This window comes from Sediminicola luteus, assembly GCF_002514735.1.
Lineage (GTDB): Bacteria > Bacteroidota > Bacteroidia > Flavobacteriales > Flavobacteriaceae > HQA918.
In genome coordinates this window covers 965,201-991,862 of sequence record NZ_NBWU01000001.1, presented here as the reverse complement: position 1 = coordinate 991,862, position 26,662 = coordinate 965,201, and the positions used below count along the sequence as shown (strand labels likewise).

Sequence of the window (26,662 nt, the reverse complement as noted above, 5' to 3'; positions counted from 1 at the left end):
GCCATTCCCATGAAAACCTCTGCCGTATCAGGTCTACTATTGCTATTCGTACTTTTTGTAAACGCTCAAGCGCCTAGCTATGAGATAGGCGAGCGTTTTAACGACCGTTACAAATACTCCACCTTATTGGCATCTGCCCAGACCCAGAACGGCAAAATATTTATGGTGCGCAAGTATTTTGGCGGACTTCCATTGCAGCCCAAAGGGGTATTTATTGAAGTGTACGACAAGCAAATGCAATTGCTGAGCGATTACAATTTCAAAAAGCCCAGTAAGTATATGATCGATGCCTGGGTGGCCCAAGGGCAACTCCACATCTTGGAGCTCACCTATAACGAATCGCGTTTGGCCTATGAGTATATAGTACACTCCAGCTCGGTAGACCATTTTGGGTTTAAACCTAAAAAATTACTCAGTTTCCCTTCCAAACCTGTCGAAGACCCGCTAAGGGCCCAACGCATTAAGGGGAAATCGAACGGTAGTTTTAATACCCAGGTACTTTTTGACGATTCCAAACAGGCCTTTGCAATCGATATCCGGTTTAAAAAGGGTAAGGAACGCGGACAAATGCTTTACGGTTTCAATGCCGATTTGAGTCCGATTATGGAACACGATTTCAAGATTCCCGCCGAAGCCAAGGATTACGCTTTCGAATATTTGGCCCAAAAAGATGGGGTATGTTATCTTATGGGGAAGGCCTTTTTCCGTAAAAAACGTTTCGATGTCAAAGAAAGACGCTTTCAATATGAATTGGTCCGGGTAGCTGGTGATAAGACCCATTTTCAATCTTTTTCGGAAGCGGGTAAATATCCGGAATCCTTAAAGCCTGTATTGGATGGCAGCGCGTTAAAGACCGTCGGATTCTATGCCGACCGTAAGGATAAACGTTTTAATGGGTTAGTGTATTTTGAGTTGGACCCACAGGATCTTTCCATCAAGAAGACCAGATACAATGCCTTTTCGGAGCAGTTTATGCTCGATAAATTCGGCCGTACCGATGAGGCCGAGATCAAAAATTTGGTTTTTAAGGAAGTAGCCCTAAGTCCCGATGGCGGATTGTTATTCAGCGCCGAGGAGTTTTTCGTAACCGAGACCACAGAGGCCAATTCTGCCGGGGGTCGGGTAAAGATTGAGCGTTTCCATTATAACGATATCGTCTGTGCCAAAATAGATGCTTCGGGCCATATGGCCTGGGCCAGGAACATTAACAAGACGGAGGTAACCCAGGGCGATGGCGCCTATGCTTCCTACAGTACTTTTGCCAAAGACGGTCGTCTGTATTTCTTTATCAATTCGGGTGAGAATCCGCAAAAACTTTCGAACGATCGCATTCAATTCAAACAAGGTTATAGTCGCAATCCGAACCTGTTCTCCATCAATTTGGATGCACAAGGGAAAATGGAATACCGGAAATTGATTAATGATAAAGAGGCCCGTATTCCACTTATGGTATCAAAACCCTTAAAAACCACGGACGGACTGTTTTTTTACGCCAAACGGGGCAGTAAAAAACAATTGGTTCAAGTGGCCTTGTAAAATTACCCAGCCAAGGGTTTTACCCAAAATTACCCCGAGGAGGTACTATGTTAACTTGATTTTCTAGAAAAAGGGCTAAGAATTGGACAAAATAGTCCTAATCGTTAAGTTTGATAGGTTACCCTATTACGCTTTTGACGATGAAAAAACTCCTGCTACTTAGCTTAACCCTAGTTATGGCCTTGGGTCTAAACGCCCAAATGGCCAACGAAGTCATTTCCCAGATCGGATTCCGGAATATGGGCCCTGGATTTATGACGGGTCGCATCTCCGATATTGCCAAAGACCCCACAGACCCCAGTACCTGGTATGTGGCTGTGGCATCGGGTAACGTTTGGAAGACTGAGAATAACGGTACCACTTGGCAACCCATCTTTGAGCATTATGGTTCTTTTTCTACCGGATGCATTACCGTAGATCCCAAAAACCCACAAACCATTTGGTTGGGCACTGGGGAGAACCAGAGCCAGCGCTCTGCCTCTTGGGGCGACGGTGTTTATAAAAGTACCGACGGCGGGCAACATTGGCAACATATGGGCCTTACCCAATCGGAACATATAGGTAAGATATTAATCGATCCGCGCGATAGCGATACGGTCTATGTAGCTTCGCAAGGGCCGCTTTGGAAAGCAGGTGGCGACCGCGGACTGTATAAAACCACCGATGGTGGAAAAACTTGGAATGCAGTCTTACAAGTAAGCGAGCATACCGGGATCACTGATGTGGTACAAGACCCGAATAATCCAGATGTGTTGTATGCGGCCTCGTACCAACGCAGGAGGCATGTGGGTATTTTGATTGCTGGTGGTCCTGAGGCCCGCATCTACAAATCGACCGATGCCGGTGCTACTTGGAACACCCTTTCCAACGGCTTGCCCGGAGGGGATTTGGGTAGGATCGCCTTGGCCATATCTCCCCAACGTTCCGAGGTGGTGTACGCCTTAATTTCTGGAAAAGACCCGCAGAGCGGTGGTTTTTATCGATCCGAAAACGCAGGGGGTAGCTGGGTAAAGAAAAACGATTACAGCGTGGTAGATCCCCAATATTATGGCGAGATTTTTTGCGACCCCCACCGTTTCGATCATGTATACGCTATGGATGTTATGGTGCACTATACCACCAATGGCGGGGATAGTTTCGAGCGCCTGAACAGTAGATACCGTCATGGCGATAACCACGAAATGGAATTCGACCCCCAAGACCCCAATTATATGATGATCGGGGGCGATGGCGGTATTTATGAAAGCTGGGATCGAGGCGGTACTTGGAAATACCATAGTAACCTGCCTATTATGCAGTTTTATAGGGTAGGTATAGATAATGCCAAACCTTTTTACAATGTGTATGGGGGTACCCAAGACAACTGTACCCACTATGCCGCAGTACGCAATATTACCCGACATGGCATTACCAATGCCGACTGGAAAATGGTAATCGGCGGCGATGGCTTTCAGGCTAGGGTAGATCCCGATGACCCCAATATCGTATATGGTCAATACCAATATGCCGGGATCGTACGATTTGATAAACGTACGGGCCAACGTATAGATATTCAGCCCCAACCGGCCGCCACCGACGATGCGCTACGCTGGCATTGGGACTCTCCCTTAGTGTTAAGTCCGCATAATTCGAAACGCTTGTATTACGCCGCCCAACGTATTTTTAAAAGTGACGACCGCGGCGATAGCTGGCAACCCATAAGTGGGGATTTGAGTCGGAACGAAAACAGGAACGAACGTAAGGTAATGGGCAAGCTTTGGCCGCCCGAAGCCGTCTATAAAAATGTATTTACCTCTCCATACGGCACCATAGTGGCCTTATCGGAATCGCCCATACAAGAAGGACTGATCGTGGCCGGTACCGACGACGGACTCATTCAGATTACTGAAAACGATGGTGCCCAATGGAGGCAGGTAGATCAAATAAAAGGCGTACCCCAAAAGGCCTATGTGGCCGATGTGTTCACCTCCAACCACGACCCAAAAACCATCTATGCGGTATTCAACAACCATAAAGAAGGCGATTATAAACCCTATTTTGTAAAATCGATCGATGGGGGTAAAAGTTGGCGTAGCATAAATTCGGGCATACAGCCCGGTCATACCGGCTGGAGCATAGTAGAAGACCATAGCGACCCTGATCTTTTGTTCGCGGCCACAGAATTCGGGCTCTATGCCAGTGTTAATGGAGGTGCCCAATGGACCCAGATGAGGGGCGGTTTGCCCACCATTGCCTTCCGTGATCTTGAAATCCATAAAGGCGAGCACGATTTAATTGCGGCCTCTTTTGGGCGTGGTATGTATGTCTTGGACGATTATAGCGCACTTCGAGAGCTGGATAACCCCAAGGCTGATCGCATTTTCCCCATCAAGAATACCTGGCAGTTTTTTGAAAAGGGCGATATCGGTTATGGTAGAAAGGGCAATATGGGCGACGATTTCTATAGTGCTGATAATCCGGAATATGGGGCCAAGATCCGGGTATATGTGCAAAGTTCCATAGCAAGTCTTTCCCAAAAAAGAAAAGCCGATAGCTCCCGTTATCCCTCTGCCGAGGAATTGAAAGCCGAAGATTTTGAACAAGGCCCCAAACGCTTTGTAAGCATTAGCGATGCCCAAGGGGTTACCCGCGCATTGATTCCGGTTTCGGGCCAAGGCTTTCAGGAAGTCGTATGGGATCTTCATACCCAAATCAGGTCAAGCGATGGAGAATACAAAAGAGAGCTGTCATTCGTAGCACCTGGGACCTATACCGCCCAATTGGTGAGCTTGTATGCGGGCCATTACCAAAAGCTGGGCAATAGCCAAAGTTTTCAGGTGAACGATTTGGAAATTTCCGAGGAAAAACCAGCCCCGAACCGCTTCGGGTTTTATACCCAGGTCGCCCAAAGCAGTATGCAAGCCGAGGCCTTGGGCGATACGATCGATGACCTTTTAAAAACCTTAAAGTCTAAGAAAGAAGCCTTTTTGGCTGCCGGAAAAGCTACCCAACTGGCCGGATTGGATCATAGCAGAAAGCAATTGTTAGAGTTGAGATACCAGTTGTATGGCAATGAGACCAAAAGGAAGCGTTTTCAGTATTACCTACCCGGCATCTATAATCGATTAGATCGGGTGTTGGATAACCAATGGGAGAGTACCCAGATTACCCAAACCCAGCGCGACAATTTTAGTTTGGCCCAAAAGCAGTTGACTGAATTGGAAAAAGCCGTCGCCGGGGTCAAGACCGATTTTTGATCTCGATTTGAAATGGGTTAACTTTGTAGGGTATTTTATGCCTAAAAGTTATGGATGAAATCGTAAACCGCGTGTCCCAATCGGCCTTGGTCACCTTTGATTTGGAGGAGCATTATCCCCAAGGGATTCGCATGCATATCGATATTAAGGAATGGTTGTTCCAACATATGGTGCTTCGCGAAAAGGAATTCCGCGGGCATTTAAAGGAACACGACTGGTCGCAGTATCAAGATGCTTTTGTAAGTGTGTCGTGTTCGGTGGAGGCCATCGTGCCCCAATGGGCCTTTGTTTTGGTGGCATCGCACCTACAACCCTTGGCCAAACGGGTGGTTTTCGGCACGGCAGAAAATTTGGAGACCCAATTGTATCAAGAAGTTCTCGACCAGTTGGATTACGAATACCTAAAAGACAAACCAGTCATTTTAAAAGGTTGTAGTAATAAACCCGTACCCTTGAATGCCTACATCATGGCCATGGACAAGATACAGCCATTGGCCCGTTCGGTAATGTATGGCGAGGCTTGTTCGGCCGTTCCTCTGTTTAAACGTAAGTAAGTCGGTAATTTAAGGATAGGAAAAGCCAGTGTCCTTTTAGTAACATTGCTTACATTTGCCCAAAATTCCTAATCATGAAACACACATTTTGTCTGTTTGCCTTATTGGCGACTTTTGTTGGATTTGCCCAAAGCGATGACGAAAAAGAAGAACCCAAACAAGGTTGGACGAAGACCGGAAAAGCCACCCTATTGTTCAATCAGTCTTCTTTTAGCGACTCTTGGCAAGCAGGGGGTACCTCCAGTTTATCCGGTAATTTAGATTTGAACTACGACTTCAACTATTTGAAGGACGATATTACTTGGGACAACAAATTGTTGTTCACCTATGGGCGTACCAAGATTAAAGGGAACGACGCGGAAAAAACCAACGATAGGATTGAATACAATTCGGTGTTGGGTAAAAATGCAAGCGGTAATTGGTTCTATTCCGCCTTTTTCAATTTTAAGACCCAAATGGATGTGGGTTACGTAGAAGATGAAAATGGGGTAGATGTACGCACCTCCCACTTTTTCTCTCCTGCCTTTTTCCAGATCGGTCCGGGTATGTTATGGAAAAAGAGCGATAACCTAAAAGTGAACTTCGCTCCAGCTACCTCCAAACTGATCGTGGTACACGATGAGTTTACGGTAGATGGTGATTCGTTTGGGGTTGAGCAAGGTAAGACCACCCGTTTCGAGTTCGGTGCCTCTATAGGAGCCTATGCCAAGTTCGAAATCATGAAAAACGTAAGTTTCGAGAACATTTTGAACTTATACAGCAACTATTTGGAAGACCCACAGAACGTAGATATCGATTATACCGGTAATATCGTAATGACGATAAACAAATACCTATCTGCCAACTTTGAGTTCCAGGCCATTTACGACGACAATGCCGTTACCGAGCTACAGACGCGTCAGGTTTTCGGTTTGGGTGTAAATGCCACTTTCTAAGGCCTTTCAAAAATCTATCCTAAAGAAAAACCCCTCCGTAAAGAGGGGTTTCTTAGTTAAGTAGGTTTGTAAGATTTGTGGTTTTTACTCCACGTTTTTAAAGCGCTGTAGGTGCCTATACTCAATTTGGGGAACAAAGCATTCGGCGGCGATTTAGTGATGGTATAATTTGGGGAAAACACTATCACTTAAATACAAGGCAAATATAGCAGCGCTTTAGCCCTTTTTGGTAAAGTTTGTTGTCAACTATGGCGATTCTGTGGCGTGTCCAATTAAGCGTTAGTAAAAACCGATAAACGTCATAAAACACTTACATGTATTCGTCTAAATTCTCAGGATACAAGAAGTTGTTGTAAGGAAAACGGGTCACATGGATCTCACGCACGGCGGCATACACCCTTTTTCTAAAGTCCTCTAGGTTATCGCGATTCAATGCCGAGATAAAGAGGGCATTGCCATCTACCCTTTGCATCCAGGTCTGTTCCCAATCGGCAATGGTAAAATGTTTGCTTGTCCTTTCGGTCTCCTCCTCGTCTAAGGTTTCGGCCTGGTATTGGTCAATTTTATTAAAGACCATTAGGGTAGGTTTGGAGGTACAGTCAATCTCACCCAATATCTTGTTCACCGATTCAATATGGTCTTCAAAATTAGGGTGACTTATATCCACCACATGCAATAATAGGTCGGCCTCACGTACCTCGTCCAAGGTACTTTTAAAACTCTCTACCAATTGGGTAGGTAACTTTCGTATAAAACCTACTGTATCACTTAACAAGAAGGGTAGGTTTCCGATGACCACTTTTCGCACGGTAGTATCGAGGGTGGCGAACAGTTTGTTTTCGGCAAAAACCTCCGATTTGCTGATCACGTTCATCAAGGTCGATTTACCTACGTTGGTATACCCTACCAGGGCCACCCGTACCAAGGCCCCGCGGTTACTACGTTGGGTCTCCATTTGGCGGTCTATCTTTTGCAGTTTCTTTTTCAATAGCGAGATGCGATCGCGTACGATACGTCTATCGGTCTCAATCTCCGTTTCCCCGGGTCCACGCATACCTATACCCCCCTTTTGTCGCTCTAAGTGTGTCCATAGTCCGGTCAGTCGGGGCAATAAGTATTGGTATTGTGCCAATTCTACTTGGGTGCGGGCATAACTGGTCTGCGCCCTTTGGGCAAAAATATCGAGGATTAGGCTGGTACGATCAATGATCTTACATCGTAATTGTTTTTCAATATTACGCTGTTGGGCCGGGGTCAGTTCGTCGTCGAAGATAACCGAGCCTATTTCGTGTTCTTCTACAAAGGCCTCAACTTCCTGCATTTTACCACTGCCGATCATGGTTTTGGGGTTGGGTACATCCATCTTTTGGGTAAAACGGGCCACTACTTCGCCCCCAGCTGTATAGGTTAGGAATTCGAGCTCGTCTAAATATTCGGTAACCTTGGCCAGATCTTGGTGTTGGTTCAACACGCCAATCAAAACCGTTTTTTCGTAGGTATTGGTCTTTTTTTCTAACATATTCCGTTGTGAACCGCAAAATTACGTATTGTGGCTGAAATGGAGCTAAACCGTATCGCCATGATCTGGCATATCAAAATCCAGGAAGCGTATATTTGTAGGAATTACGCTAATTATGCAAGCAAAATACAAACGCTACACCATTGGGTTCTACAATCTGGAGAATCTATTCGATACCCATAACGACCCCCAGGTCTTGGACGACGATTTTACCCCAAGGGGACGAAAAAACTGGACAGAAAAACGCTATGCCCGGAAGTTGAAGAAACTGGCCAAGGCCATTGGCCAGATTGGTGATGACAAAGGCTTCGGCATTCCGGTGCTTTTAGGGTTGGCTGAGGTAGAGAACATAAGGGTGTTAAAGGATCTGCTGCACACAGGCGGACTGCGTAACCAAGATTTGGGCTATGTACATTTCGAATCTCCGGACGAAAGGGGAATCGATACGGCGCTACTCTACCACAAAAAGTTTTTTAAGATCAAACAGACCGAAGTATTGCCCTTATTGATTTATGAAGAAGATGGCGAGCGCGATTATACCCGCGATATATTGTATGTTAAGGGCCATTTGAACGGCGAACCCATACATGTCTTTGTAAACCATTGGCCATCGCGCCGTGAGGGTGATGAAGAAACGGCCCCCAAACGACTGGAAGCCGCCAAGACCCTAAAACGAAAATTGGAAGAATTAGGTCAAACGGAAGCCAATCCGAATCTGGTGATCATGGGTGATTTTAATGCGGGACCCCATGCCGATTCGGTAAACGCACTAATGGAGTATCCGGCCCTGTACAACCCCATGAAAAAACTATTGATGCCCCATAGGGGAAGTGCCAATTACAAAGGGGAATGGAGCCTGTTCGACCAGATCATCATCTCCCACTCGTTTTTTGACCATGTACCCGGCACCCATAGTTTTGCCCATGCCGATATTTTCGATGAACGCTTCCTTACCGAATGGAAGGGCAGGGCCAAAGGGAGTCCGTTTAGAACCTATAGAGGCCGAAAGTACCTGGGTGGGTATAGCGATCATTTTCCCGTTTATATTTCCCTAAAATGGAATCCGTAAATAAAGTTTGATATAACCTATGGACGAAAGCACCAGAAAGCATTTAGGGGTACAAGAAGATAAACCCACCGATTGGTTCGAAACCTTATATGCCGGCACCAAAGAAGCAGGCGCCGGAGTGCCCTGGGCAAATATGGCCCCACACCCGCTCTTTAAGGCTTGGTTGGAACAGGCCGAAAGTGGTTCGGGTAAAACCGCCCTGGTGGTAGGTTGCGGTTTGGGAGACGATGCCCTAGCCTTAGAAGCCAAAGGCTATACGGTTACCGCATTCGATGTATCCGACAGTGCCATTGCCTTATGTAAAAAACGCTTTCCTGAATCCCAGGTTGACTTTGTACAGGCCGATCTTTTGGCGGGTGTTCCGGAATGGCACGGGAAATTCGATTTGGTATTGGAGATTTTCACTATTCAGGCTTTACCTCCCAAATATGAAAACACCTTGATCCAAAACCTTTCGGATTTTGTTTCCGATAGCGGCAAACTACTTTTAATTACAGAAATACGGAAAGAGGAAAGAAGTTTTGAAAAAGGGCCACCTTGGTTGTTAAACCCCAGCTATAGAAAAGCATTTGAAGCCTATGGGCTTAGCGAAATATACCACGATCCTAGGGCAAAAGCCGAAATGGGGGAGGCGATACACCTCACTATTTTTAAGAAAACAAAAGCGAATTAGGCCTTACACCCTTAAGATTTGATCTTCTTCTAGCAATACATCACCACGTAGCCTGAGGTATACTTGGGCGGTGGCCACAACATCCAATTCGCAATAACGAACGATACGGTCCAGGTCGTTTTCTTTGTAAAACACATCGCGTACCATACTACCGTCTATATCTTCTTTAGGCGAGGGTACGCCTAAAACTTGGGTCATTAGCTTAAGGGAGGTATAATGTTTATAGTCCCCGAATTTCCATAGCTCCATGGTATCGATGTAGGGAACCTCCCAAGGCTTTTTACCAAAGAGGTTCAGTTTATGGGGTAGGGCAATACCATTGATAATCATGCGCCTAGCGATGTACGGAAAATCGAATTCCTTACCATTATGGGCGGCCAAAAGGTGGTAGGGCTTTGAAAAATGGCTTTCCAAAAGGTTTTTAAATTCTTTGAGCAGGGTTTCCTCATCCCCGAAAAAGGAGGTTACCCGAAACTGATATGCACTGCCTTGGGCATGGAAATACCCCACCGAGATACAAACGATCTTTCCGAATTCGGCCCAGATTCCGGCCCGATCATAAAACTCTTCCCCACTAAACTCGTCTTTCCGTTGGTAGCGTGTTTTATGTTCCCATAGATCTTGTACCTCTTCGGACAGTTCGTCATAAGTGGCAAATTGGGGTACCGTTTCTATATCTAGGAACAAGAGGTTTTCAAGGTTTATTTTTTGGAGCATGTCGCATATGGGTTTTGCATCCTTCAATTTAAGGTTTTATGGGCCAATTGAAAATGGAATTATTTTTTGTAACCGATCCGGGTTCGCTTTTTTGGAAGGGATTCTTGGGTCAGGTTTTTTAGAACCCTATAGATGTCATTGAACTTGGCCGTATTCCTCGATTCCATTTGTTGGATCTTATGCATTAATTATTCATAGTTCTGGGCCAATTTCCGGAGTTGCACAAAGGTTTCAATGATTTGGATACTCATGGCTATGGCCTGTTCGCTTTTTAAAACACTGGAAAGCATTAAAATACCATGTTCGATAAAAACATAAGGTAAGTATTTGGAATGCCTTCCGCGCTTTAAGGTTGCAAAATGCGACCTTAAAGCCGTATACTCCGAACTTGATAATTCGAACATAAAACTTTCTGGAAAACGATGGAGGTTACGCCTTACCTGTTCCTTCAATCGTTTGGTGCTAACACCATAAAGTTGTGCCAAATGGCTGTCGAGCATTACTTTTTGACCCCGGATCACATATATTTTTTGGACAATGGCTTCGTTTGGAATATGTGTTATTTGTTCCATTTGGATTAGTGCTATACCGTAAAATACAGATTTACAGCAGCTAACACTTGGTGTTAAGGGTGTATGGTAGGTTTTTTGGATGTATATCGTATTTGGCAAATTTGCACAGCATAGCCAGCTGTAGAAAAGCATTTTGGATAAGGTCGTTGTGCCGTTCATCGATTAGTCACGTAAGGTTTTTCCGTAGCCATGGCCGCTGGTCGGTATTTTCATCTAACCATCGGAAATATTGGGGCAGACTAGGCCTTACCATTATTTTGTTGCCCAGAACCGAGAAGAATGAAATTGACCAAATCCAAGTTGGATTCCAACGGACGCCTAACCTTACATTTTTGTCCGCATACTGCTGCCTATACCCTATACAATGCCGAACGCGATGTACGGATACAGATCTGTTCTGATTGTGGAGAGGTATTAAAGGAGCTATAAAAGTTAGCCAGGCTTCGGGGTTATTTTGCTCGAATTACGAATACTTCCCGACTAGAGTTAAAACAAACTTTGTTGCTTATTCGGGCTTTCGTGCTCCAACAACCAAGCTTTACGGTGTAGTCCACCGGCATAACCGGTAAGTTCGCCTTTGGCACCTACGACCCTATGGCAGGGCACGATGATCCATAACGGATTTTTTCCATTGGCCACGCCCACGGCCCGGATCGCTTTGGGATCGCCCAAGCGTTTGGCCAGATCCATATAGGTAATACGTTTGCCGTAGGGTATTTCGAGCAGGGCGTTCCATACCTTTTGTTGGAATTCGGAACCTTGTGGGTTTAGTTTTAGATCGAATCGGTCGCGTTTCCCTTCGAAATATTCACCCAACTGATATGCGGCATCTTCCAAGATCTCGGGTATAACCGAATCTATGGCCACATTCGCATCATCTAGAACGCTCACTTTTTGCAGACCGTCGGTATCGCCTTCCAAAAGGGCTACTCCCAAAGGGGTTTGTATATAGGCTTGTTCGGTCATTCTTCGGTGTCGATAAGGCCGAGGCGTTTCGCCCTCTTTTCCCAACTCATACGGGCCATTTGTTGCAAATCGGCTACGTTATCACTTTCGTCTACAATCTCCAATCCGAGTAAGGTTTCGATAACGTCTTCCATGGTAACCAAACCACTGACCGAGCCATATTCGTCTACTACCAAGGCGATATGGTCGCGCTGGGCAATAAAAATCTCGAAAAGTTTGGGCACCGGGGTGTTGCGGGCCGTAACCAATAACTTACGTTTAATGCTACCCAAAGTGGCCGAACCGTTCTGTTTGACCAGCTCTTCCAATACATCGTCTTTAAGAACGAAGCCTACGATATTGTCGGTATCGTCGCCATGAATGGGTATACGGCTAAAAGGCAGTTTTTTCTGGGCATCGTAAAAGTCTTGTATCGTTTGGTCTTCCGGTGCGATTTTCATCACCGTACGGGGAGTCATGACATCTTTGACCTGTACGGTTTCCAGTTCCAGCATATTTTTAATGACCTTACTTTCATTTTCCTCAAAAACCCCTTCCTCATGAGCAATATCGGTCATGGCGGTAAAGTCTTCACGACTCAACACACTTTTGTGGTGTTCTTTGCCACCCACCATTTTGGTAAAGAGTTGCAGTAACCAAAGTATGCCGGTATATTTTAAGATAGCCACCATTATGGTCAAGGCTTTGGCGGTAAAATTGGCCAATTGTTTCCAATAGGTGGCCCCAATAGTCTTAGGAATGATCTCGGAAGCTACGAGTATCAATATGGTCATGATCGTAGAAACTACCCCGACCATTAATTCTTCGGTAAAGGTGATTCCGAAGATTGTCCGGGTTTGACTACCATACATTTCGGCATAGGCTACCTTGGCCTGTACCCCCACCAAAATGGCACCTACGGTATGGGCAATAGTATTCAGGGTAAGTATGGCGATCAAGGGTCGATCTACATCTTTCTTCAATTCTTCCAAGGTGACGGCATAGGCCTTACCCTCTTTTTTCTTTACGTTTACGAAGGTGGGCGAAATACTGAGCAATACCGCTTCTAGTATGGAACACAAAAACGAAAAGAAGATGGAAACAAAGGCGTAGAAAAGTAGCAGGGCCATGGGAAAATTCTTTCCGGCTAAGATAGGTAATCAGTGTGAATGTCCAATGGTGTAAGTTCGAGGCCCCCTTAGTAAATTTGGATTAAATTTCCACAGCAAGGATGATGATGACGGAAGTAGAACCCTTTACACGCCATTCCGCGAGACATGAATAGGAGCGGGAAGAAATAAATATTACGATTTATGTTTTTTACAAGGGATACTAGTAAAAAGGCAAACTAGAATTACTGCTTCCCTTCCCAATCGGCCTCGAGTTCCAATACTTTTTGTATCATGGCGTCTTGTCCGCTCTGGATCTTGGCCATGGTATGTGGGTCGTACAACTGTTCGGCCAATGCGGCTTTGATATACAGTTTTATCTGTGTTTCTAGGTCGTAATACTGTAGATTCAGCTCGCGAACCCTTGGGGTACGTTGGGCAAAACTGATAAAGTTCTCGAATAGGATGTCGTCTACCTTAAAATCGGTTACAAAGCTGTTTTTGTCATAATCGCTATAGCGTAAGCGGTCGTCTTCCAAATGTTCGAATGCGAACCTGGAGACCAGGTTTTCAAGGGCTTTAATGGTTTCTTCCTTAGAATCTATGGGTACGAACACATCGGGAATGATTCCGCCCCCGCCATAGACCACCTTGCCTTTTGGGGTGGTGAACTTTAGGCTGTCGGCCACTTTTATACTGTCTACCGAGGTCAGTTCCCCGTTGTGGAAACGTTGGGTAAACTCTTTGTAGTAATCTCGCGATCCATTTTTATAATCGCGTTGAATGGAGCGACCCGTTGGGGTGTAGTACCGCGATATGGTAAGGCGTACGGCAGAACCGTCGCCCAGTTGCATTTCGCGTTGTACCAAACCTTTACCAAAGGAACGCCGACCTACTATGGTACCCAGGTCATTATCTTGCAAGGCCCCAGCGATAATCTCACTGGCCGAGGCAGAACGTTCGTTGATCAGTACATACACTTGTCTGTCTTCAAAATCACCTTTGGAGGTGGCATAGGTATTGTCGATTTTCCCTTTTTTGTTCTTGGTAAACAGGATGAGTTTATCGTCGGGCAAGAATTCATCGGCCATTTCTTCGGCTATACCCAAATATCCACCGGGGTTATCACGCAGGTCCAGTACCAATTTGCTGGCGCCTTCATCCAATAGGTCATCTAGGGCATCTTTAAACTCCTCAAAAGTAGTTTCGGCAAAGCGGTTGGCACGGATATAGCCCAATTCGTCGTTCAGCATATAATGGGCATCTACCGATTTAATGGGTACGCGTCCGCGTTGGATGACCAGCGGAAAGGTCTCATCGGTACTTTTACGGTACATCAGCAAATGCACCCTACTGCCTTCCAAACCTTTTAGACGTTCTACTACAGAGGTGTTGGTTACCTCGGGGCCGTATAGGGTATCTTCCCCGGCCATCAAGATCCGATCGCCGGGTAAAATGCCCTTGCCATAGCTGGGGCCGTCTTCTACCGCACGCACTACCGTAATGGTGTCGCGATACATATAAAAGCTAACCCCAATGCCTACAAAATCGCCCTTCATGTTCTCGGTTACCTCCGCCATATTTTCCTTGGGGATATAGACCGAATGGGGATCTAATTTTTCTAGAATGTTGTTCACGGTAACATCTACGATGCTATCGGTATTTACCTCGTCTACATATTCATGATCGATATAGTCGATTAGCCGATTGAGCTTGTCTTTATTGGAATTGGCCGAGAACAAGCGCTCGGGATTGTCGGAAAAATCGAGTTTGCCCCCAATTAAAATACCTAGGGCCAAGATAACCCCGATAACCAAGGGCCAAAGAAATCTATATTTTTTGTTGATCATGTGTTTTCGTTTTTTCTTGACTGCCGGCTAGGCAGGGATGCCTAACGGGGCATTTCGACTGGTTCTAAGGGCAAATGCTCAATACTTACCCCCGCCTTTTGTAAGAACTCGAGTCCAGAGGTGTCTTTGTAGGCCTGTTCATAAACGATCCGTTTAATACCCGATTGGTGGATCAGTTTACTACACTCCTTACAAGGCGATAGGGTAATGTACAAGGTAGCACCTTCACAAGATTGGGTAGAGGCCGCTACCTTAGATATGGCATTGGCCTCGGCATGTAGCACGTACCATTTGGTGTAGCCCGCTTCGTCTTCGCAGATATTCTCAAAGCCGGTAGGCGTACCGTTATACCCATCGGAAATGATCATACGATCTTTTACGATTATGGCCCCTACCTGTTTACGTTCGCAATACGAAAGTTTGCCCCATTCACGTGCCATCCGTAGATAGGCCCTATCATATTTTCGTTGCTTATCGTTTATCATAACTTAGGCTATCACACAAAGTTATCATAATAAGTGGGCCAAGCCATCGTATTTCCGGCGGAATGCGTTAATGTTACGCTAAAATTACCCCGGATAGGTGTCCTTGAGCATGGGAAGCACGATAACCAAGACGATTATGGAAGCCACCAAGACATAGTGTTTTCTAGGGAGTTTAAGGAGTTGAAGGCACACATAGCCCAATAACAAGGCCAATAGAATGATGGTTACCTGAGATAATTCTATACCTGTGGCGAAGCCTAAGAGTGGCATGAGTTTATGGGTTTGATCGGCCATCATCATTTTAAAATAGTTCGAGAACCCAAAACCGTGAACGAAACCGAAAAAGCCCGTGGCCAATAGGTGCCAGCTAAAGGCGCTTTCGAAGCGATCTTTTATGGCCATGAATATATTGAAAAAGGCAGTAAGGAAAATGGTAACTGGGATTAAGAATTCAATCAGGGCTACGTCTACCTCCACGATTTCGTATACTGATAGTCCCAAAGCCACACAATGGGTAAGGGTAAACATGGTGGCGAGTAAAATCACCTTTTTCCAGTCGCGGAACATAAAGGGTATGGCCAAGGCGGCCAAGAACAAAATATGGTCATAGGCACCAAGATCCAACACATGGTCTAGGCCGAGTTCGATATAAAAGCGAAAGTTTTCCATGAGGAGGTGATCTTTATAAAAGAATAGGTTTGGTCTGGGCTAAGATAGGGAATCGATGGGGTAGTTGGATATGTAAATGGATTTAACCCAATAAGATGCTTTGTGTTTATGGGTTACTTTGAATTAAGAAAGGACTTTACACAGAGTTTCACAGAGAAGACACGGAGTTTCACGGAGGTATTACTTTGCCAATTCAATAAAACCTGGTTTTACCATTTTCAAATCTTCAAATTAACCCATTATCAAATTGCTACATTGCCATAGGCGGACACGAATTTCACGAATTCACACGAATGTTCTTTTTGTATTTGAAGCTGGTTATTCTGAATCAAGAAAAATCTTTACACAGAGTTTCGCAGAGAAGACACAGAGTTTCACGGAGATATTTTTGTCAATTAAAGGATTCCACACAAAACAATCATCAATAGGCTATAAAAAATAGTCAATCACCTACATGCCCCGTTCTTTTTGGATGGTTTCGTAGGCTTCCTGTACTTTTCGGAATTTTTCCTCGGCTCCTTTTTTAATGGCTTCGTTATCGGTTACTACCCGGTCTGGATGGTATTTTTTAGCCATTTTGCGATACGCCTTTTTCACTTCATCGTCCGAAGCGGTCTTGGCAATTTCGAGAATGGTATAGGCATTGTCGGCCGATTTTACGAACATGGCCCTGATACTTTGAAAATCGCGGTCGTGGACCCGCAGGTAGCCCGCAATCTCTGCGATTTTATCGGCCTCGGCCTTAGAGGCGGCCCCGTCGGATTGGGCAATGGCGAAAAGGAAATGTAACAATTGCAAGCGCACTTCATAACGCGTATGTTGGGTCATAAAGGCGCAGATACGTTGGGCCGAGATTTCCCTTTTTTTAATCACCTCGTTAAAAGTGCGGAAGGTAGCATTGGCCCGTTCTTTACCATAGGTACTTACAAAGTACTGGCGCACATAATCCAACTCCCGTTGGTTTACTTGTCCGTCTGCCTTAATAACAATGGAACAGAGCGATAAAAGGTTCAGTTCAAAATCGGCCGGTGAAACCCTAGGCCGGGTCGCATCTTTAAATACGTTGCCGGCATTACGACCCACCGATTTGGGGTCTAGGGTATCGATAAAACTACCCACCAAAAAACCGAGAATGGCACCGGGCAATCGAAAAAAGAAATAGCCGAACAACGCGGCCCCCCATTTGAACATAGTCTAAAACTTTGTCCAAATATAGGGGTTTGCCCGCTAAAGGAGGCGCTAAGGAAACGTTTAGCCCTTGAAGTTATGTGCGGATTTATGAGCTACCGTTGGTTTGGGTTTTATGGGTATATCATAATGATAATTCTACGATTCCTCAATAATCTATCAACAATATTCGATAGTCAATTTCGGGCGGACACGAATTTCACGAATTGGCACGAAAAGTGGGATAGTTTTACGGAGGTTTTGCTTGGCCAATTCAACAAAGAGTTAGGGGTAAAGGGTTATGACGCAAAAACTTCCCACTTCGTAATTCCAAAATCGTACTTCCCGCCCCCATTTTCAAATCTTCAAATTACCCAATTATCAAATTGCTTCATTGCTTCATTGCTTAATTGGTACATTGCCTCAGGCGGACACTAATTTCACGAATTCGCACGAAAGTAGGTCTTGTGATTGATGCTAGGTTATTCTGAATGGAAAATGGTTTTTTACATTGATACGCAGTGCATCTTTCAACTAAACGACTCCACAAATGAATAACCGTCTTTTTGTTTATGACCATTGTGGTTCGATTGCTTTGGTTACTATGTATTATCTTTGCAAACGAATTAAAAACTACTGATATGTATCCAGCAGAATTAGTAAAACCTATGCGCGAAGACTTGGCATCTGCCGGCTTCGAAGAATTGTTTACCGCCGATGCCGTAACCGAAAGCTTGAAAAAGCCAGGAACCTTGTTAATGGTGGTCAATTCGGTTTGTGGTTGCGCCGCCGCCAATGCGCGTCCTGCTGCTAAACTAAGTTTGCAGAACGATAAAAAACCAGCACATTTGGCCACGGTTTTCGCCGGGGTCGATTTTGAGGCCGTTGATCAGGCCCGTAGCATGATGCTGCCTTTTCCTCCTTCATCACCAAGTATGGCTTTGTTCAAAGATGGGGAATTGGTTCATATGATCGAGCGCCACCATATTGAAGGTAGACCGGCCGAGGTAATCGCCGAAAACCTAATGGAGGCTTATAACGAGTTCTGCTGATCCCATAGGAATACGACCTACAAACCACTCTCAACAGGGTGGTTTTTTTGTTACTGAACTCCTTTAGACCTTTTAGATTCGCTAAAAAAATGCAGTTTTACGACCACTAATCACCTTTTTTTCCTTTCGTAGCGCTGCTATGAAACTCAAAAAAGCTTTCAATTGGCCGCAAAACAATCAGTTTTCGCTTGAACCCAAAAAATCTAAAGAAGTTCATCTCAGAAAGTCTGAAAATATATTGGTGCCAAACCTAAAAGAGAACACCCTACTATGGCGAAACTGATTTCATTTATACTGACCCCTATTTATTTACTGGCCTTTGGGCTATTGTTGGTGATTTTCCACCCCATTCAATGGCTCGGACTCAAAGTGTTCGGGTATGCCGGACATAAAAAGGCGGTAGATGCCATGAATTTCTGTCTTATGCAGGCTTCCTTGTTGTTGGGCAATACCCATAGTTTTTCACAGGCCGAGGCCTATCCCACCGACCGTCCTTTGATCTTGGTGTCGAACCACCAGAGTATGTACGATATTTCCCCTTTACAGTGGTATTTGCGAAAACACCACCCTAAATTCGTCAGTAAGATTGAGTTGGGAAAGGGTATTCCCTCGGTATCTTTCAACCTAAGACATGGTGGCTCGGTGTTGATCGATCGTAAAGACCGCAAGCAGAGCATTACCCAATTGATAAAAATGGGCAAATACATTGAAGAGCACCGTAGATCGGTGGTGATTTTTCCGGAAGGCACCCGTTCTAAAACCGGGAAACCCCGCGATTGGAAAACCGTAGGCTTAAAAATGTTGTTGAAAGCCTCGCCATCGGCCTTGATCGTGCCGGTGACCATCAACAATTCCTGGAAGGTACTTAAGTATGGCAAATTCCCCTATGGTATTGGGGTTCGCCTGCAAGTACATGCCCAGAAGGCCTTAGAACGTACCGATGATATCGATGCCTTTTTGGCTGAGGTAGAGCAGCAGGTTAACAGCCAAATTAAGATATAAACCATGGCTGGTCAACTCATAGAAAAAACCATTGCCTTTGTAAAGGAAACCTTGGCCGGGGCCGAAGGCGGACATGACTGGTTTCATATACAGCGGGTTTATAACAACAGTCAAATGATAGCGGCCCAAGAGACAGGGCGCTTTGATGCCGAAGTAGTGGCCCTAGGGGCCCTTTTACACGATATTGCCGATGCCAAATTCCACCAAGGCGATGAAACGGTTGGCCCTAGGGTGGCCCGGACTTTTTTGGAAGGTCAGGGTGTGGCCGAAGCCAAAATTGCCCAGGTGGTCTATATTATCGAACATATTTCGTTTAAAAACAGTCTGGCAAAGGGCTATACCGAGGGAGACACCCCTTTGGAGCTACAGATCGTACGCGACGCCGACCGTTTAGATGCCATAGGGGCCATAGGCATCGGTAGGGCCTTTAATTACGGAGGTTTTAAAAACCGGCCCATGCACGACCCAGATATTGCCCCAAATCTAGACATGGACAAGGAGGCCTATAAAAAATCGAACGCCCCTACCATAAACCATTTTTACGAAAAATTACTGCTGCTCAAAGATCGTATGCATACCGAAAGCGGAAAACGATTGGCCCAGGCCCGACATGAATATATGCAGGGTTTCTTGGATCAGTTTTATGCCGAATGGGACGGTAAAAAATAAAGCGCTCCTTGGGGAGCGCTTTTCACTTCTTTAGTTATGCTACAATGCTTATGCTTCCCCACCCATGGCCTTAGGGTCGTAAAAGAATTGAGCCTTTTTAATCTGGCCATTGGCCACTTCGTATACACAGATTTCCTCCATGGTACAACGGCCAATTTCTTTAAAGGTAACATCGCTGGTCATGACCACCGAAAAATGATTGTCGGCCACAATGGGTTCGCCTACGGTTCCCCCATGCATTTCTACGATATTTTCGGCCCATTGTTCAAAGTCATTTAAGATGTTGGCCTTGCCTTGGGTGATTTCGTTGGGGGTTCCGTCCATTTCTTGGCTAATGGCGTCGTCGGCATAAAGGTCATAAGCTTCCATGTTCTTGCCCTCCCGGCATAATGAAACGAGTTTGTCGGCAATTTCTTTTGTTGTCATAAGTGTTGTTTTAGATTGATAAAAAAACGATTCGAATATATCTTTTTAAAAATACGAAAAGTACGGGTTTGTGTTTTTAAGTAGTTGTTATGCAACGATTAAGTTAAACTTCTTCAACCGAAAAGCGTAGTACGGTTTTCAGCTTTTCTTTGGGCACTTTCCTAAAATCGGATAGATAGATCTCACGGTGCCATTTGTACTTACGTATCAAACCCTGGGTTTCGGTAAATGCCTCCATTTGGGCAAATGATTTGGCCTCGGTTTCAAAGGGGCCCAGGTGCAACATTTGAACACAAGGGCCTTCCGTGATTTGCTCCACTTTTAGCAGCTCCAAAAATGGTATTGATTTCCTTTCAATGGTTTCTGCAATTTTGGTCCTTAGGTATTCCTCCGGAACGAAATCAGGTTGGCGGATCATTAAGGTATAGACCAGGTCATTTTTATTAACCTTGCCGGTAAAGGTCTTTTGCGCGGTTTCGTGTAGACTCCAGACCCCTTCCAGCGGGTAAACCGTATAATCTGAATACCCCATAGGGGGATGCTTCTCTTTTTTTAAGCTCATTTTTACCGCATATGAGGCAGCGAATAAAGCTTGAATAGTTTCACTAAAAGCAGGGCTTTCCGGACTGCCTTCCCCAGAAATACTCAGAAAACGCATGGCCGGAAGGCTAACCCATTCGGGTTTTGCCTTAGGTAGATATAAGGATTTTTCTTTTTTACGCCATTCGTGTTTCATAAGACGATTTTACCCAAAAATATGGTGGGGTTCTGTCAACCCTATGTCATACCTCAGAGCAATCCGGAATTTTAATGGCTTTAGACGTAAGTCAGTGCGTCTTTTTTCTTAATCTTTGATTAGCCTGGTCTTTCTTTTAGCTTTAAATGACTTGACCTTACCAATAAAAAGAGCTTGTATTATGTCCAGGTGGGCCCGTACCACAAATGCACGGGGACAAAAAGGTAAACCAGGGCCAAAATGTTCAGGCCTACGCCAAGTAGTTTGTAACGGTTGTCTTGATAGAGTCCGGCCACACTGAGGCCAAAAGAGACCAATAGCGGTATTAGGTAAAAGAGCAGCATATCGGCATGGGCGGTAACCATAGTTTCGCTCCCCGATGTATTAAATGTAGACATCAGTTTTATTTCCTCTACAGTCCAACGGTCCCATTGGGTCTTTAGTGCGGTATAGATGAGTGCGATGCAGATAGAAATCGCAGAAAGATAACGTGTCATGTGTTGGTGGTTTAGGGCAAGTTACCCTGATTCAGTCACTTACAAAATAGGGTAAGGGAAAAGATCTCCACTGTTTTTTCCACAATAGGCCAAATAATAGGATGAAGCCCAATACCTAGATTGACATTAAAACATTTTACTACAACGTTTTAGTTGACCAAAGTTGTCAATTCATCCGGGATGCCCTGGCATTTTTCGTATCTTCATGCACTACCAAACCAAGGTATGTGGTATAGGGAAGCATCCGGCCATCTGGAAGCTGACTTTTCACTACGGCATACCGCCATGAAACGCAAAACGAAACAGAAATGAAAAGAAGGACTTTTGTAAAAAACGTTGCGGCGAGTTCGGCCGCATTCAGCATTGTACCCAGTTATGTATTGGGTAAAAACCATGTAGCACCTAGCGATACCCTGTATGTGGCCGCTTTTGGGGTTGGTGGCCGAGGATCGGGTGTGGTCAATGGCTTGCACAATACCAAAAAGGTAAAGTTCGTAGCCTTGTGCGATGTAGATGAACGCCGTGCCAAGGATACTTTTAAAAAATTCCCGAAAGTAAAACGCTATACCGATTTTAGAAAAGTATACGACCAGCAACTCAACGATATAGACGCGGTTATGGTAGCCACGCCAGACCATACCCATGCGACCATAGCCCTACCCTTTATCAGGGCCAAAAAGCATGCTTATGTTGAAAAGCCTTTGGCCCACAACATACACGAGACCCGCCTATTGACCACAGAGGCCCAAAAGAATGGGGTAATCACCCAAATGGGAAACCAAGGTGCCTCTAGTGCCGGTAGCCGAAACGCACGTGAGATTATTGAATCGGGGGTTTTGGGCAAGGTAGAACGAGTAGATTGTTGGACCAACAGACCAGTGTGGCCCCAAGGGGTTCCCGTGCCCACCGAGGCTCAAAAAGTGCCTAAAGGACTCGATTGGGACCTTTGGTTGGGCCCAGCGGCCATGCGACCCTATAACGATGCCTATCTGCCGTTCAAATGGCGAGGCTGGTGGGATTTTGGTACAGGTGCCTTAGGCGATATGGGTTGCCATATTATGGAAACCCCTTTTAGTGTATTGGATCTTAAATACCCTACCGAGGCCGAGGCCAGTTGTACTACCGTTTGGGTAGGCGATTTTGTAGAAGCCGACTATAGCGCTTCTTGTCCGCCATCGTCCATCGTTCGCTTAAAATACGAGACCGAGGCCCATGGCGACATTGCCGTAAACTGGTACGACGGGGGAATTAAGCCAGACCTGCCAGACGAGCTAAAGGATAATGAGACTATTGGGTCTAGCGGTGGTGGCTGTATTTTCTATGGTACCAAAGGTATTATGGTAACCGACACCTATTCCAAGAATGCCCGTTTGTTGCCTTCCGAAACTATGGATCTCTTTAAAAAGCCGACACCGGTATATCCTAGGATCGATGGTGGTATGGATGGCCATATCGAGAATTTTGTAGAGGGTTGTCTGACCGGGACCAAAACCTCTTCCGATTTCTCGAAGGCCGGACCGCTTACTGAGGCCGTGCTTATGGGGAATTTGGCCATTAAATCGTACCAGTACAAGCAATTGAAACCTGGTAAGAAAATTGGCGATTGGGCCCCATTCGAATATCCAGGCCGTAGAAAGTTACTTTGGGATGGCGAGAATATGCGTGTAACCAATTACGAAAAAGCCAACGAGTGGGTAAAACGGGATTACCGTCCAGGTTGGGAATTAAAATAAGACGTGCACTATGCGCATAGTAAGATTTTGGTGGGTGGCCCTTTGGATAAGTTTTTCCATGGGGCCGCTTTTTTGCCAACAGACCGATAGGCCCAACGTAATTCTGATCATGTCCGACGATATGGGCTATGAATGTCTGGGAAGCTATGGTAGCCTTGCCTATCAAACGCCTGTATTGGATTCCTTGGCTCAAAACGGACTGCGTTTTGCCAATTGTATATCGCAGCCTTTATGTACCCCTTCTCGGGTAAAACTGATGACGGGACAGTACAATTACCGCAACTATACCCATTTCGGTTTTTTACCCGACGACCAATACACTTTTGGTAACCTGATGCGCGATGCAGGCTACAGTACCGCCATTGTGGGCAAATGGCAATTGAATGGTTTAGCCTATAAAAAAGAGTTACCCCAATGGAAAGATGCCTCAAGGCCCAACGCTTTTGGCTTTGACGAGTACTGTCTCTGGCAATTAACGGCCACTGCCGCCCAAGGCGAACGGTTTTCCGATCCCCTGATCGAGGCCAACGGAAAATTCTTGGAACGTGATCCTAACGCCTATGGTCCCGATTTGTTCACCAATTATATACTCGATTTTATAGAACGCAAAAAAGCCCAGCCTTTCTTTGTGTATTACCCCATGGTCTTGGTACATAATCCTTTTGTACCCACCCCCAATTCCCCCGAATGGCAAGATCCGGCCCTGCGAACCAAACAAGATCCCAGGTTTTTTGCCGATATGGTAAGTTATACCGATACCTTGGTAGGGCGAATCATGGCCAAACTGAAGGCACTGGAGTTAGACCAGAATACCTTGGTGATCTTTTTAGGGGACAATGGTACCAATAAAGCCATACGTTCACGAACCGATCATGGGAATATTCGTGGTGGAAAAGGGAATACCACCGATGCAGGTACCCATGTACCCTTTATTGCCTATTGGCCCCAGGGTATTGGAGAAAATGGAGTGGAAACCGGACTCATTGAGTTTTCCGATTTCTTTGCCACCCTAAACGATATGGTTGATGGAAAACATAGTTCTGACGGACAAAGTTTTTTAAAACGGTTAACCGGAACAGGTAAAAATAAACGTGATAAGGCCTTTGTACACTATGATCCGTTGTGGGGCAAAAATGTAAACCAATACCGGAACCAGTTCGTTCGAAATCTGGGGTATAAGCTTTACGCTAACGGACAGTTCTTTCATGTGGCCCAAGACACCTTGGAAAAACGTCCATTATTGGACCGCGATCTTGAACGGAAGCAGAAAAAGATCAAAACAGCCTTAAAAAAGGAATTGGCCCGGCATCCGGTGTTTGAGTAATCTTTGTTGTTATTAAAGATTATATAAGAGGTAGCCTATACATCCAAGAATACAAAGCATCACCACAAAGGATATGAGATATAACTTAAATTCTTCACGTTTATAACCTCTGATTTTTTCACGGATAATTATCATATCCTCTGGTGTTGACTGCTTAAATTGAACCTTAGTTTTATGTTGGGAACTGTTGCTATTCGATTTTTTAGAATTCCGGTTTATTCGTGCGCGGAGTTGATCCCTGTTATATTTCAGCGATTTAATAGCATGTAACATACTCCCTTCTCCTCCCATAATTCTTTTTGGTTTATATGATATAGGTATCCAAAACAATAGGGGTGTTACTATCCCAATTTAAAATTGGCTTTAGATCAGAATCTATTCCCCAATTTTGCTTATTGTAAAGCGGGTAAAATTGGTTTGGGCCGTAATAACCCCGCCCCCACCGGTATCTTCGCGTTGGGTATAGAGTTGAATGGTATCCGAGGCGTTCAGCCTAAGGGTATGCGTAAAATTCCAGCTGCCATCGGGCATAAATCCTGAATAAAGAAAACCGGAATGCGCCATTATACCTATATCTGCTCCATTGATGCGTAAACGCACGCTGGCGCCCATCCAGGTTGTGGTAGCCCTAAGCCTACAATTGAAATGTATTTGGTATAAGCCGTTGGAGACCACACTAAGCGTATTGTCCGATGTTTTGGATATGGCACCTTCGTTCGTTAGCTCGTCTTGAAAGAAGTCTCGAATGGCAGGTGCTGCGGTAACATTTACAGCGGAACTGATGCCATATTCGGCCAATTGGGCCTGAAAAGGATCATTCCCAATTTTTCTAAGGCTGCCATCCTGTAGCCCCAAATACAATTCATCGGTATCGCTGGTAAGATAAACCTCGCCTTCATTGGCTGTGCTATAGCCCACAACCGCACCCGAAGTAATGGAAACTTGGGCTTCTAGTAAGCATATGCTGGTTAAAAAGAAGGCCAGCGAAACAAGAAGACGGAAAATAATCAGATTGTTCATAAGTAGGAAAAAGACTACGTTTTTTATGTAACGCCGTTTTCATTTTCCTAGTATATACGCTATGGCTTAATCGAAGAACGACAATTGGTTACCCCGATTCCTAAGGTAATGGCCAGTCTCTAGATCCGGAAGTTTTTTGTCTTGGAAGTACTTGGTTTTGGCTAGGGCCATCATCCGATGTATTTGCACGGCCATAGGCCCATGACCTTTCATGCGGTCGCCGAATGTACTGGCATTTAATTTACCACCCCGGCATTGTTTGATCAAACTAAGTACTTTCTCAGCCTTATCCGGTAATCGGGTATGCAGCCAATCCGTAAAAATACTTCCTATGGCGCCGTTTAAGCGTACTAAGGTAAAGCCACAGCCCTGGGCGCCATGGGCAGCCGTGGCCCGGGCCAAATCCATGATCTCGTGACTATTGATACCGGGGATAATGGGTGCCAGCATAGTAAATGCGGGAATGTGGTGTTCGCTGAGCGTTTGTAGCGTTTTCAAACGTTTTTGGCTCGATACTGTACGCGGCTCCAAGATTCTTCGGGTGGTTTCGTCTAAGGAGGTTACCGAAATGATCACTCGTACTAGGTTCCGTTGGGCCAATTCCTGCAAAAGGTCTAGATCGCGTAATACCAAAGCATTCTTGGTGATTATGGCTACGGGATGTCGGTGTTTGGCAAAGACCTCCAAACAGGCTCGCGTCAGTCCGAATTTTTGTTCGGCAGGTTGGTAGCAATCGGTATTACCCGATAAGACTATAGTTTTGGGTTTCCAATGCCGACTTTGTAGTTTTTTGGCCAGCAGTTCGGGGGCGTTCTTTTTTACCAAGATTACCCGTTCAAAGTCCAGCCCGGCGCCATAACCCCAATATTCGTGGGTGTTTCGGGCATAGCAGTATACACAACCATGTTCACAGCCCTGATAGGGGTTCAGTGAAAATTCCATGCCCACATCGGGGCTGGTTACCCGATTTACAATGCTTTTTGGAAAAATGGTTTGGTATTGGGTCTTGTTGGCATCGGCCGGTTCGCCTTCGAGACGGCAATACTCCAAAAAATCGTCCCGCATTTCATACAGCAGACTTTCGAACCTATTGTGTGTTTTGTTTTGTGCCCCTCTACCTTTCATCATGGAAATAATCCAAAAATACGTAAAAACAAATAAATGACG

26 protein-coding genes are annotated in these 26,662 nt (G+C 45.3%); 12 read left to right on the top strand and 14 right to left on the bottom strand.

Annotation, left to right across the window (positions count from 1 at the left end; translation table 11 throughout):
* The first annotated feature begins 9 nt into the window (after nucleotides 1–9).
* The 4 genes from B7P33_RS10970 to B7P33_RS10955 all read left to right on the top strand — a co-directional run bounded on the left by B7P33_RS10970 (nucleotide 10) and on the right by B7P33_RS10955 (nucleotide 6,261).
* Nucleotides 10–1,536 (top strand): hypothetical protein, encoded by a 1,527-nt coding sequence (locus B7P33_RS10970; RefSeq protein ID WP_097442006.1) that lies wholly within the window; start codon nucleotides 10–12, stop codon nucleotides 1,534–1,536.
* A gap of 140 nt (nucleotides 1,537–1,676) precedes the next feature.
* Nucleotides 1,677–4,772, top strand: coding sequence for a WD40/YVTN/BNR-like repeat-containing protein (locus tag B7P33_RS10965; RefSeq protein WP_097442005.1), 3,096 nt, complete (start codon nucleotides 1,677–1,679; stop codon nucleotides 4,770–4,772).
* Between the two features lie 50 nt (nucleotides 4,773–4,822).
* Nucleotides 4,823–5,326: a DUF2480 family protein gene (locus B7P33_RS10960; RefSeq protein ID WP_097442004.1), complete on the top strand. Its 504-nt coding sequence runs from the start codon at nucleotides 4,823–4,825 to the stop codon at nucleotides 5,324–5,326.
* 74 nt (nucleotides 5,327–5,400) lie between these two features.
* Nucleotides 5,401–6,261, top strand: coding sequence for a DUF3078 domain-containing protein (locus B7P33_RS10955; RefSeq protein WP_097442003.1), 861 nt, complete (start codon nucleotides 5,401–5,403; stop codon nucleotides 6,259–6,261).
* A gap of 310 nt (nucleotides 6,262–6,571) precedes the next feature.
* Here B7P33_RS10955 and hflX read toward each other — a convergent pair whose 3' ends face one another.
* On the bottom strand, nucleotides 6,572–7,780 hold the full coding sequence (hflX, locus tag B7P33_RS10950; protein ID WP_097442002.1) for a GTPase HflX: 1,209 nt from the start codon (nucleotides 7,778–7,780) through the stop codon (nucleotides 6,572–6,574).
* A 115-nt stretch (nucleotides 7,781–7,895) separates the two neighbouring features.
* Between hflX and B7P33_RS10945 the strand changes: the two genes are divergently transcribed.
* On the top strand, nucleotides 7,896–8,849 hold the full coding sequence (locus tag B7P33_RS10945) for an endonuclease/exonuclease/phosphatase family protein (RefSeq protein WP_097442001.1): 954 nt from the start codon (nucleotides 7,896–7,898) through the stop codon (nucleotides 8,847–8,849).
* A 19-nt stretch (nucleotides 8,850–8,868) separates the two neighbouring features.
* Nucleotides 8,869–9,522: a class I SAM-dependent methyltransferase gene (locus B7P33_RS10940; RefSeq protein WP_097442000.1), complete on the top strand. Its 654-nt coding sequence runs from the start codon at nucleotides 8,869–8,871 to the stop codon at nucleotides 9,520–9,522.
* Nucleotides 9,523–9,525: 3 nt separating this feature from the next.
* Here B7P33_RS10940 and B7P33_RS10935 read toward each other — a convergent pair whose 3' ends face one another.
* Complete coding sequence (locus B7P33_RS10935; protein WP_097441999.1) at nucleotides 9,526–10,239, bottom strand: 3'-5' exonuclease; 714 nt, start codon at nucleotides 10,237–10,239, stop codon at nucleotides 9,526–9,528.
* Between the two features lie 188 nt (nucleotides 10,240–10,427).
* Nucleotides 10,428–10,811 (bottom strand): ORF6N domain-containing protein, encoded by a 384-nt coding sequence (locus B7P33_RS10930; RefSeq protein ID WP_097441998.1) that lies wholly within the window; start codon nucleotides 10,809–10,811, stop codon nucleotides 10,428–10,430.
* 279 nt (nucleotides 10,812–11,090) lie between these two features.
* Here B7P33_RS10930 and B7P33_RS19385 point away from each other — a divergent pair, with 279 nt between their 5' ends.
* Nucleotides 11,091–11,240 (top strand): hypothetical protein, encoded by a 150-nt coding sequence (locus B7P33_RS19385; RefSeq protein ID WP_172435922.1) that lies wholly within the window; start codon nucleotides 11,091–11,093, stop codon nucleotides 11,238–11,240.
* Between the two features lie 57 nt (nucleotides 11,241–11,297).
* On the opposite strand, the gene B7P33_RS10925 is transcribed toward B7P33_RS19385, so the two are convergent.
* The 6 genes from B7P33_RS10925 to B7P33_RS10900 all read right to left on the bottom strand — a co-directional run bounded on the left by B7P33_RS10925 (nucleotide 11,298) and on the right by B7P33_RS10900 (nucleotide 17,060).
* Entirely contained in the window at nucleotides 11,298–11,777 is a 480-nt protein-coding gene (locus B7P33_RS10925) for a methylated-DNA--[protein]-cysteine S-methyltransferase (protein WP_097441997.1), read from the bottom strand.
* Nucleotides 11,774–12,886 (bottom strand): CNNM domain-containing protein, encoded by a 1,113-nt coding sequence (locus B7P33_RS10920; RefSeq protein WP_097441996.1) that lies wholly within the window; start codon nucleotides 12,884–12,886, stop codon nucleotides 11,774–11,776. The genes B7P33_RS10925 and B7P33_RS10920 overlap by 4 nt, the downstream gene beginning before the upstream one ends.
* A gap of 224 nt (nucleotides 12,887–13,110) precedes the next feature.
* A complete protein-coding gene (locus B7P33_RS10915; RefSeq protein WP_097441995.1) occupies nucleotides 13,111–14,715 on the bottom strand; it encodes a S41 family peptidase in 1,605 nt (534 codons plus the stop codon).
* 41 nt (nucleotides 14,716–14,756) lie between these two features.
* Nucleotides 14,757–15,200: a deoxycytidylate deaminase gene (locus B7P33_RS10910; RefSeq protein WP_097441994.1), complete on the bottom strand. Its 444-nt coding sequence runs from the start codon at nucleotides 15,198–15,200 to the stop codon at nucleotides 14,757–14,759.
* An 84-nt stretch (nucleotides 15,201–15,284) separates the two neighbouring features.
* On the bottom strand, nucleotides 15,285–15,869 hold the full coding sequence (locus tag B7P33_RS10905) for a HupE/UreJ family protein (RefSeq protein WP_097441993.1): 585 nt from the start codon (nucleotides 15,867–15,869) through the stop codon (nucleotides 15,285–15,287).
* Between the two features lie 450 nt (nucleotides 15,870–16,319).
* Nucleotides 16,320–17,060 carry a tellurite resistance TerB family protein gene (locus B7P33_RS10900; RefSeq protein WP_097441992.1) on the bottom strand — a complete coding sequence of 247 codons (741 nt, stop codon included), beginning with the start codon at nucleotides 17,058–17,060 and terminating at the stop codon, nucleotides 16,320–16,322.
* A gap of 617 nt (nucleotides 17,061–17,677) precedes the next feature.
* On the opposite strand from B7P33_RS10900, the gene B7P33_RS10890 reads away from it, so the two are divergent.
* The 3 genes from B7P33_RS10890 (at nucleotide 17,678) to B7P33_RS10880 (ending at nucleotide 19,759) form a co-directional block, all read left to right on the top strand.
* A complete protein-coding gene (locus B7P33_RS10890) occupies nucleotides 17,678–18,088 on the top strand; it encodes a BrxA/BrxB family bacilliredoxin (RefSeq protein ID WP_097442316.1) in 411 nt (136 codons plus the stop codon).
* Between the two features lie 270 nt (nucleotides 18,089–18,358).
* Complete coding sequence (locus B7P33_RS10885) at nucleotides 18,359–19,090, top strand: lysophospholipid acyltransferase family protein (RefSeq protein ID WP_097441990.1); 732 nt, start codon at nucleotides 18,359–18,361, stop codon at nucleotides 19,088–19,090.
* 3 nt (nucleotides 19,091–19,093) lie between these two features.
* A complete protein-coding gene (locus B7P33_RS10880) occupies nucleotides 19,094–19,759 on the top strand; it encodes an HD domain-containing protein (RefSeq protein WP_097441989.1) in 666 nt (221 codons plus the stop codon).
* Nucleotides 19,760–19,807: 48 nt separating this feature from the next.
* Here B7P33_RS10880 and B7P33_RS10875 read toward each other — a convergent pair whose 3' ends face one another.
* The 3 genes from B7P33_RS10875 to B7P33_RS19270 form a co-directional block, all read right to left on the bottom strand.
* On the bottom strand, nucleotides 19,808–20,185 hold the full coding sequence (locus tag B7P33_RS10875) for a SnoaL-like domain-containing protein (RefSeq protein WP_097441988.1): 378 nt from the start codon (nucleotides 20,183–20,185) through the stop codon (nucleotides 19,808–19,810).
* A gap of 103 nt (nucleotides 20,186–20,288) precedes the next feature.
* The gene (locus tag B7P33_RS10870) at nucleotides 20,289–20,921 is read right to left on the bottom strand and encodes a GyrI-like domain-containing protein (protein WP_097441987.1); all 633 of its coding nucleotides are present in this window, start codon (nucleotides 20,919–20,921) and stop codon (nucleotides 20,289–20,291) included.
* A 179-nt stretch (nucleotides 20,922–21,100) separates the two neighbouring features.
* Complete coding sequence (locus B7P33_RS19270; protein WP_141402452.1) at nucleotides 21,101–21,418, bottom strand: hypothetical protein; 318 nt, start codon at nucleotides 21,416–21,418, stop codon at nucleotides 21,101–21,103.
* Between the two features lie 308 nt (nucleotides 21,419–21,726).
* Here B7P33_RS19270 and B7P33_RS10860 point away from each other — a divergent pair, with 308 nt between their 5' ends.
* Both B7P33_RS10860 and B7P33_RS10855 read left to right on the top strand, forming a co-directional pair.
* Nucleotides 21,727–23,151: a Gfo/Idh/MocA family protein gene (locus tag B7P33_RS10860; protein ID WP_097441985.1), complete on the top strand. Its 1,425-nt coding sequence runs from the start codon at nucleotides 21,727–21,729 to the stop codon at nucleotides 23,149–23,151.
* A 10-nt stretch (nucleotides 23,152–23,161) separates the two neighbouring features.
* Nucleotides 23,162–24,475: a sulfatase-like hydrolase/transferase gene (locus tag B7P33_RS10855; RefSeq protein ID WP_097441984.1), complete on the top strand. Its 1,314-nt coding sequence runs from the start codon at nucleotides 23,162–23,164 to the stop codon at nucleotides 24,473–24,475.
* A gap of 375 nt (nucleotides 24,476–24,850) precedes the next feature.
* Here B7P33_RS10855 and B7P33_RS10845 read toward each other — a convergent pair whose 3' ends face one another.
* Nucleotides 24,851–25,495, bottom strand: coding sequence for a hypothetical protein (locus B7P33_RS10845; RefSeq protein WP_097441982.1), 645 nt, complete (start codon nucleotides 25,493–25,495; stop codon nucleotides 24,851–24,853).
* 66 nt (nucleotides 25,496–25,561) lie between these two features.
* The gene (locus B7P33_RS10840) at nucleotides 25,562–26,623 is read right to left on the bottom strand and encodes a PA0069 family radical SAM protein (RefSeq protein ID WP_097441981.1); all 1,062 of its coding nucleotides are present in this window, start codon (nucleotides 26,621–26,623) and stop codon (nucleotides 25,562–25,564) included.
* Between the last annotated feature and the right edge of the window lie 39 nt (nucleotides 26,624–26,662).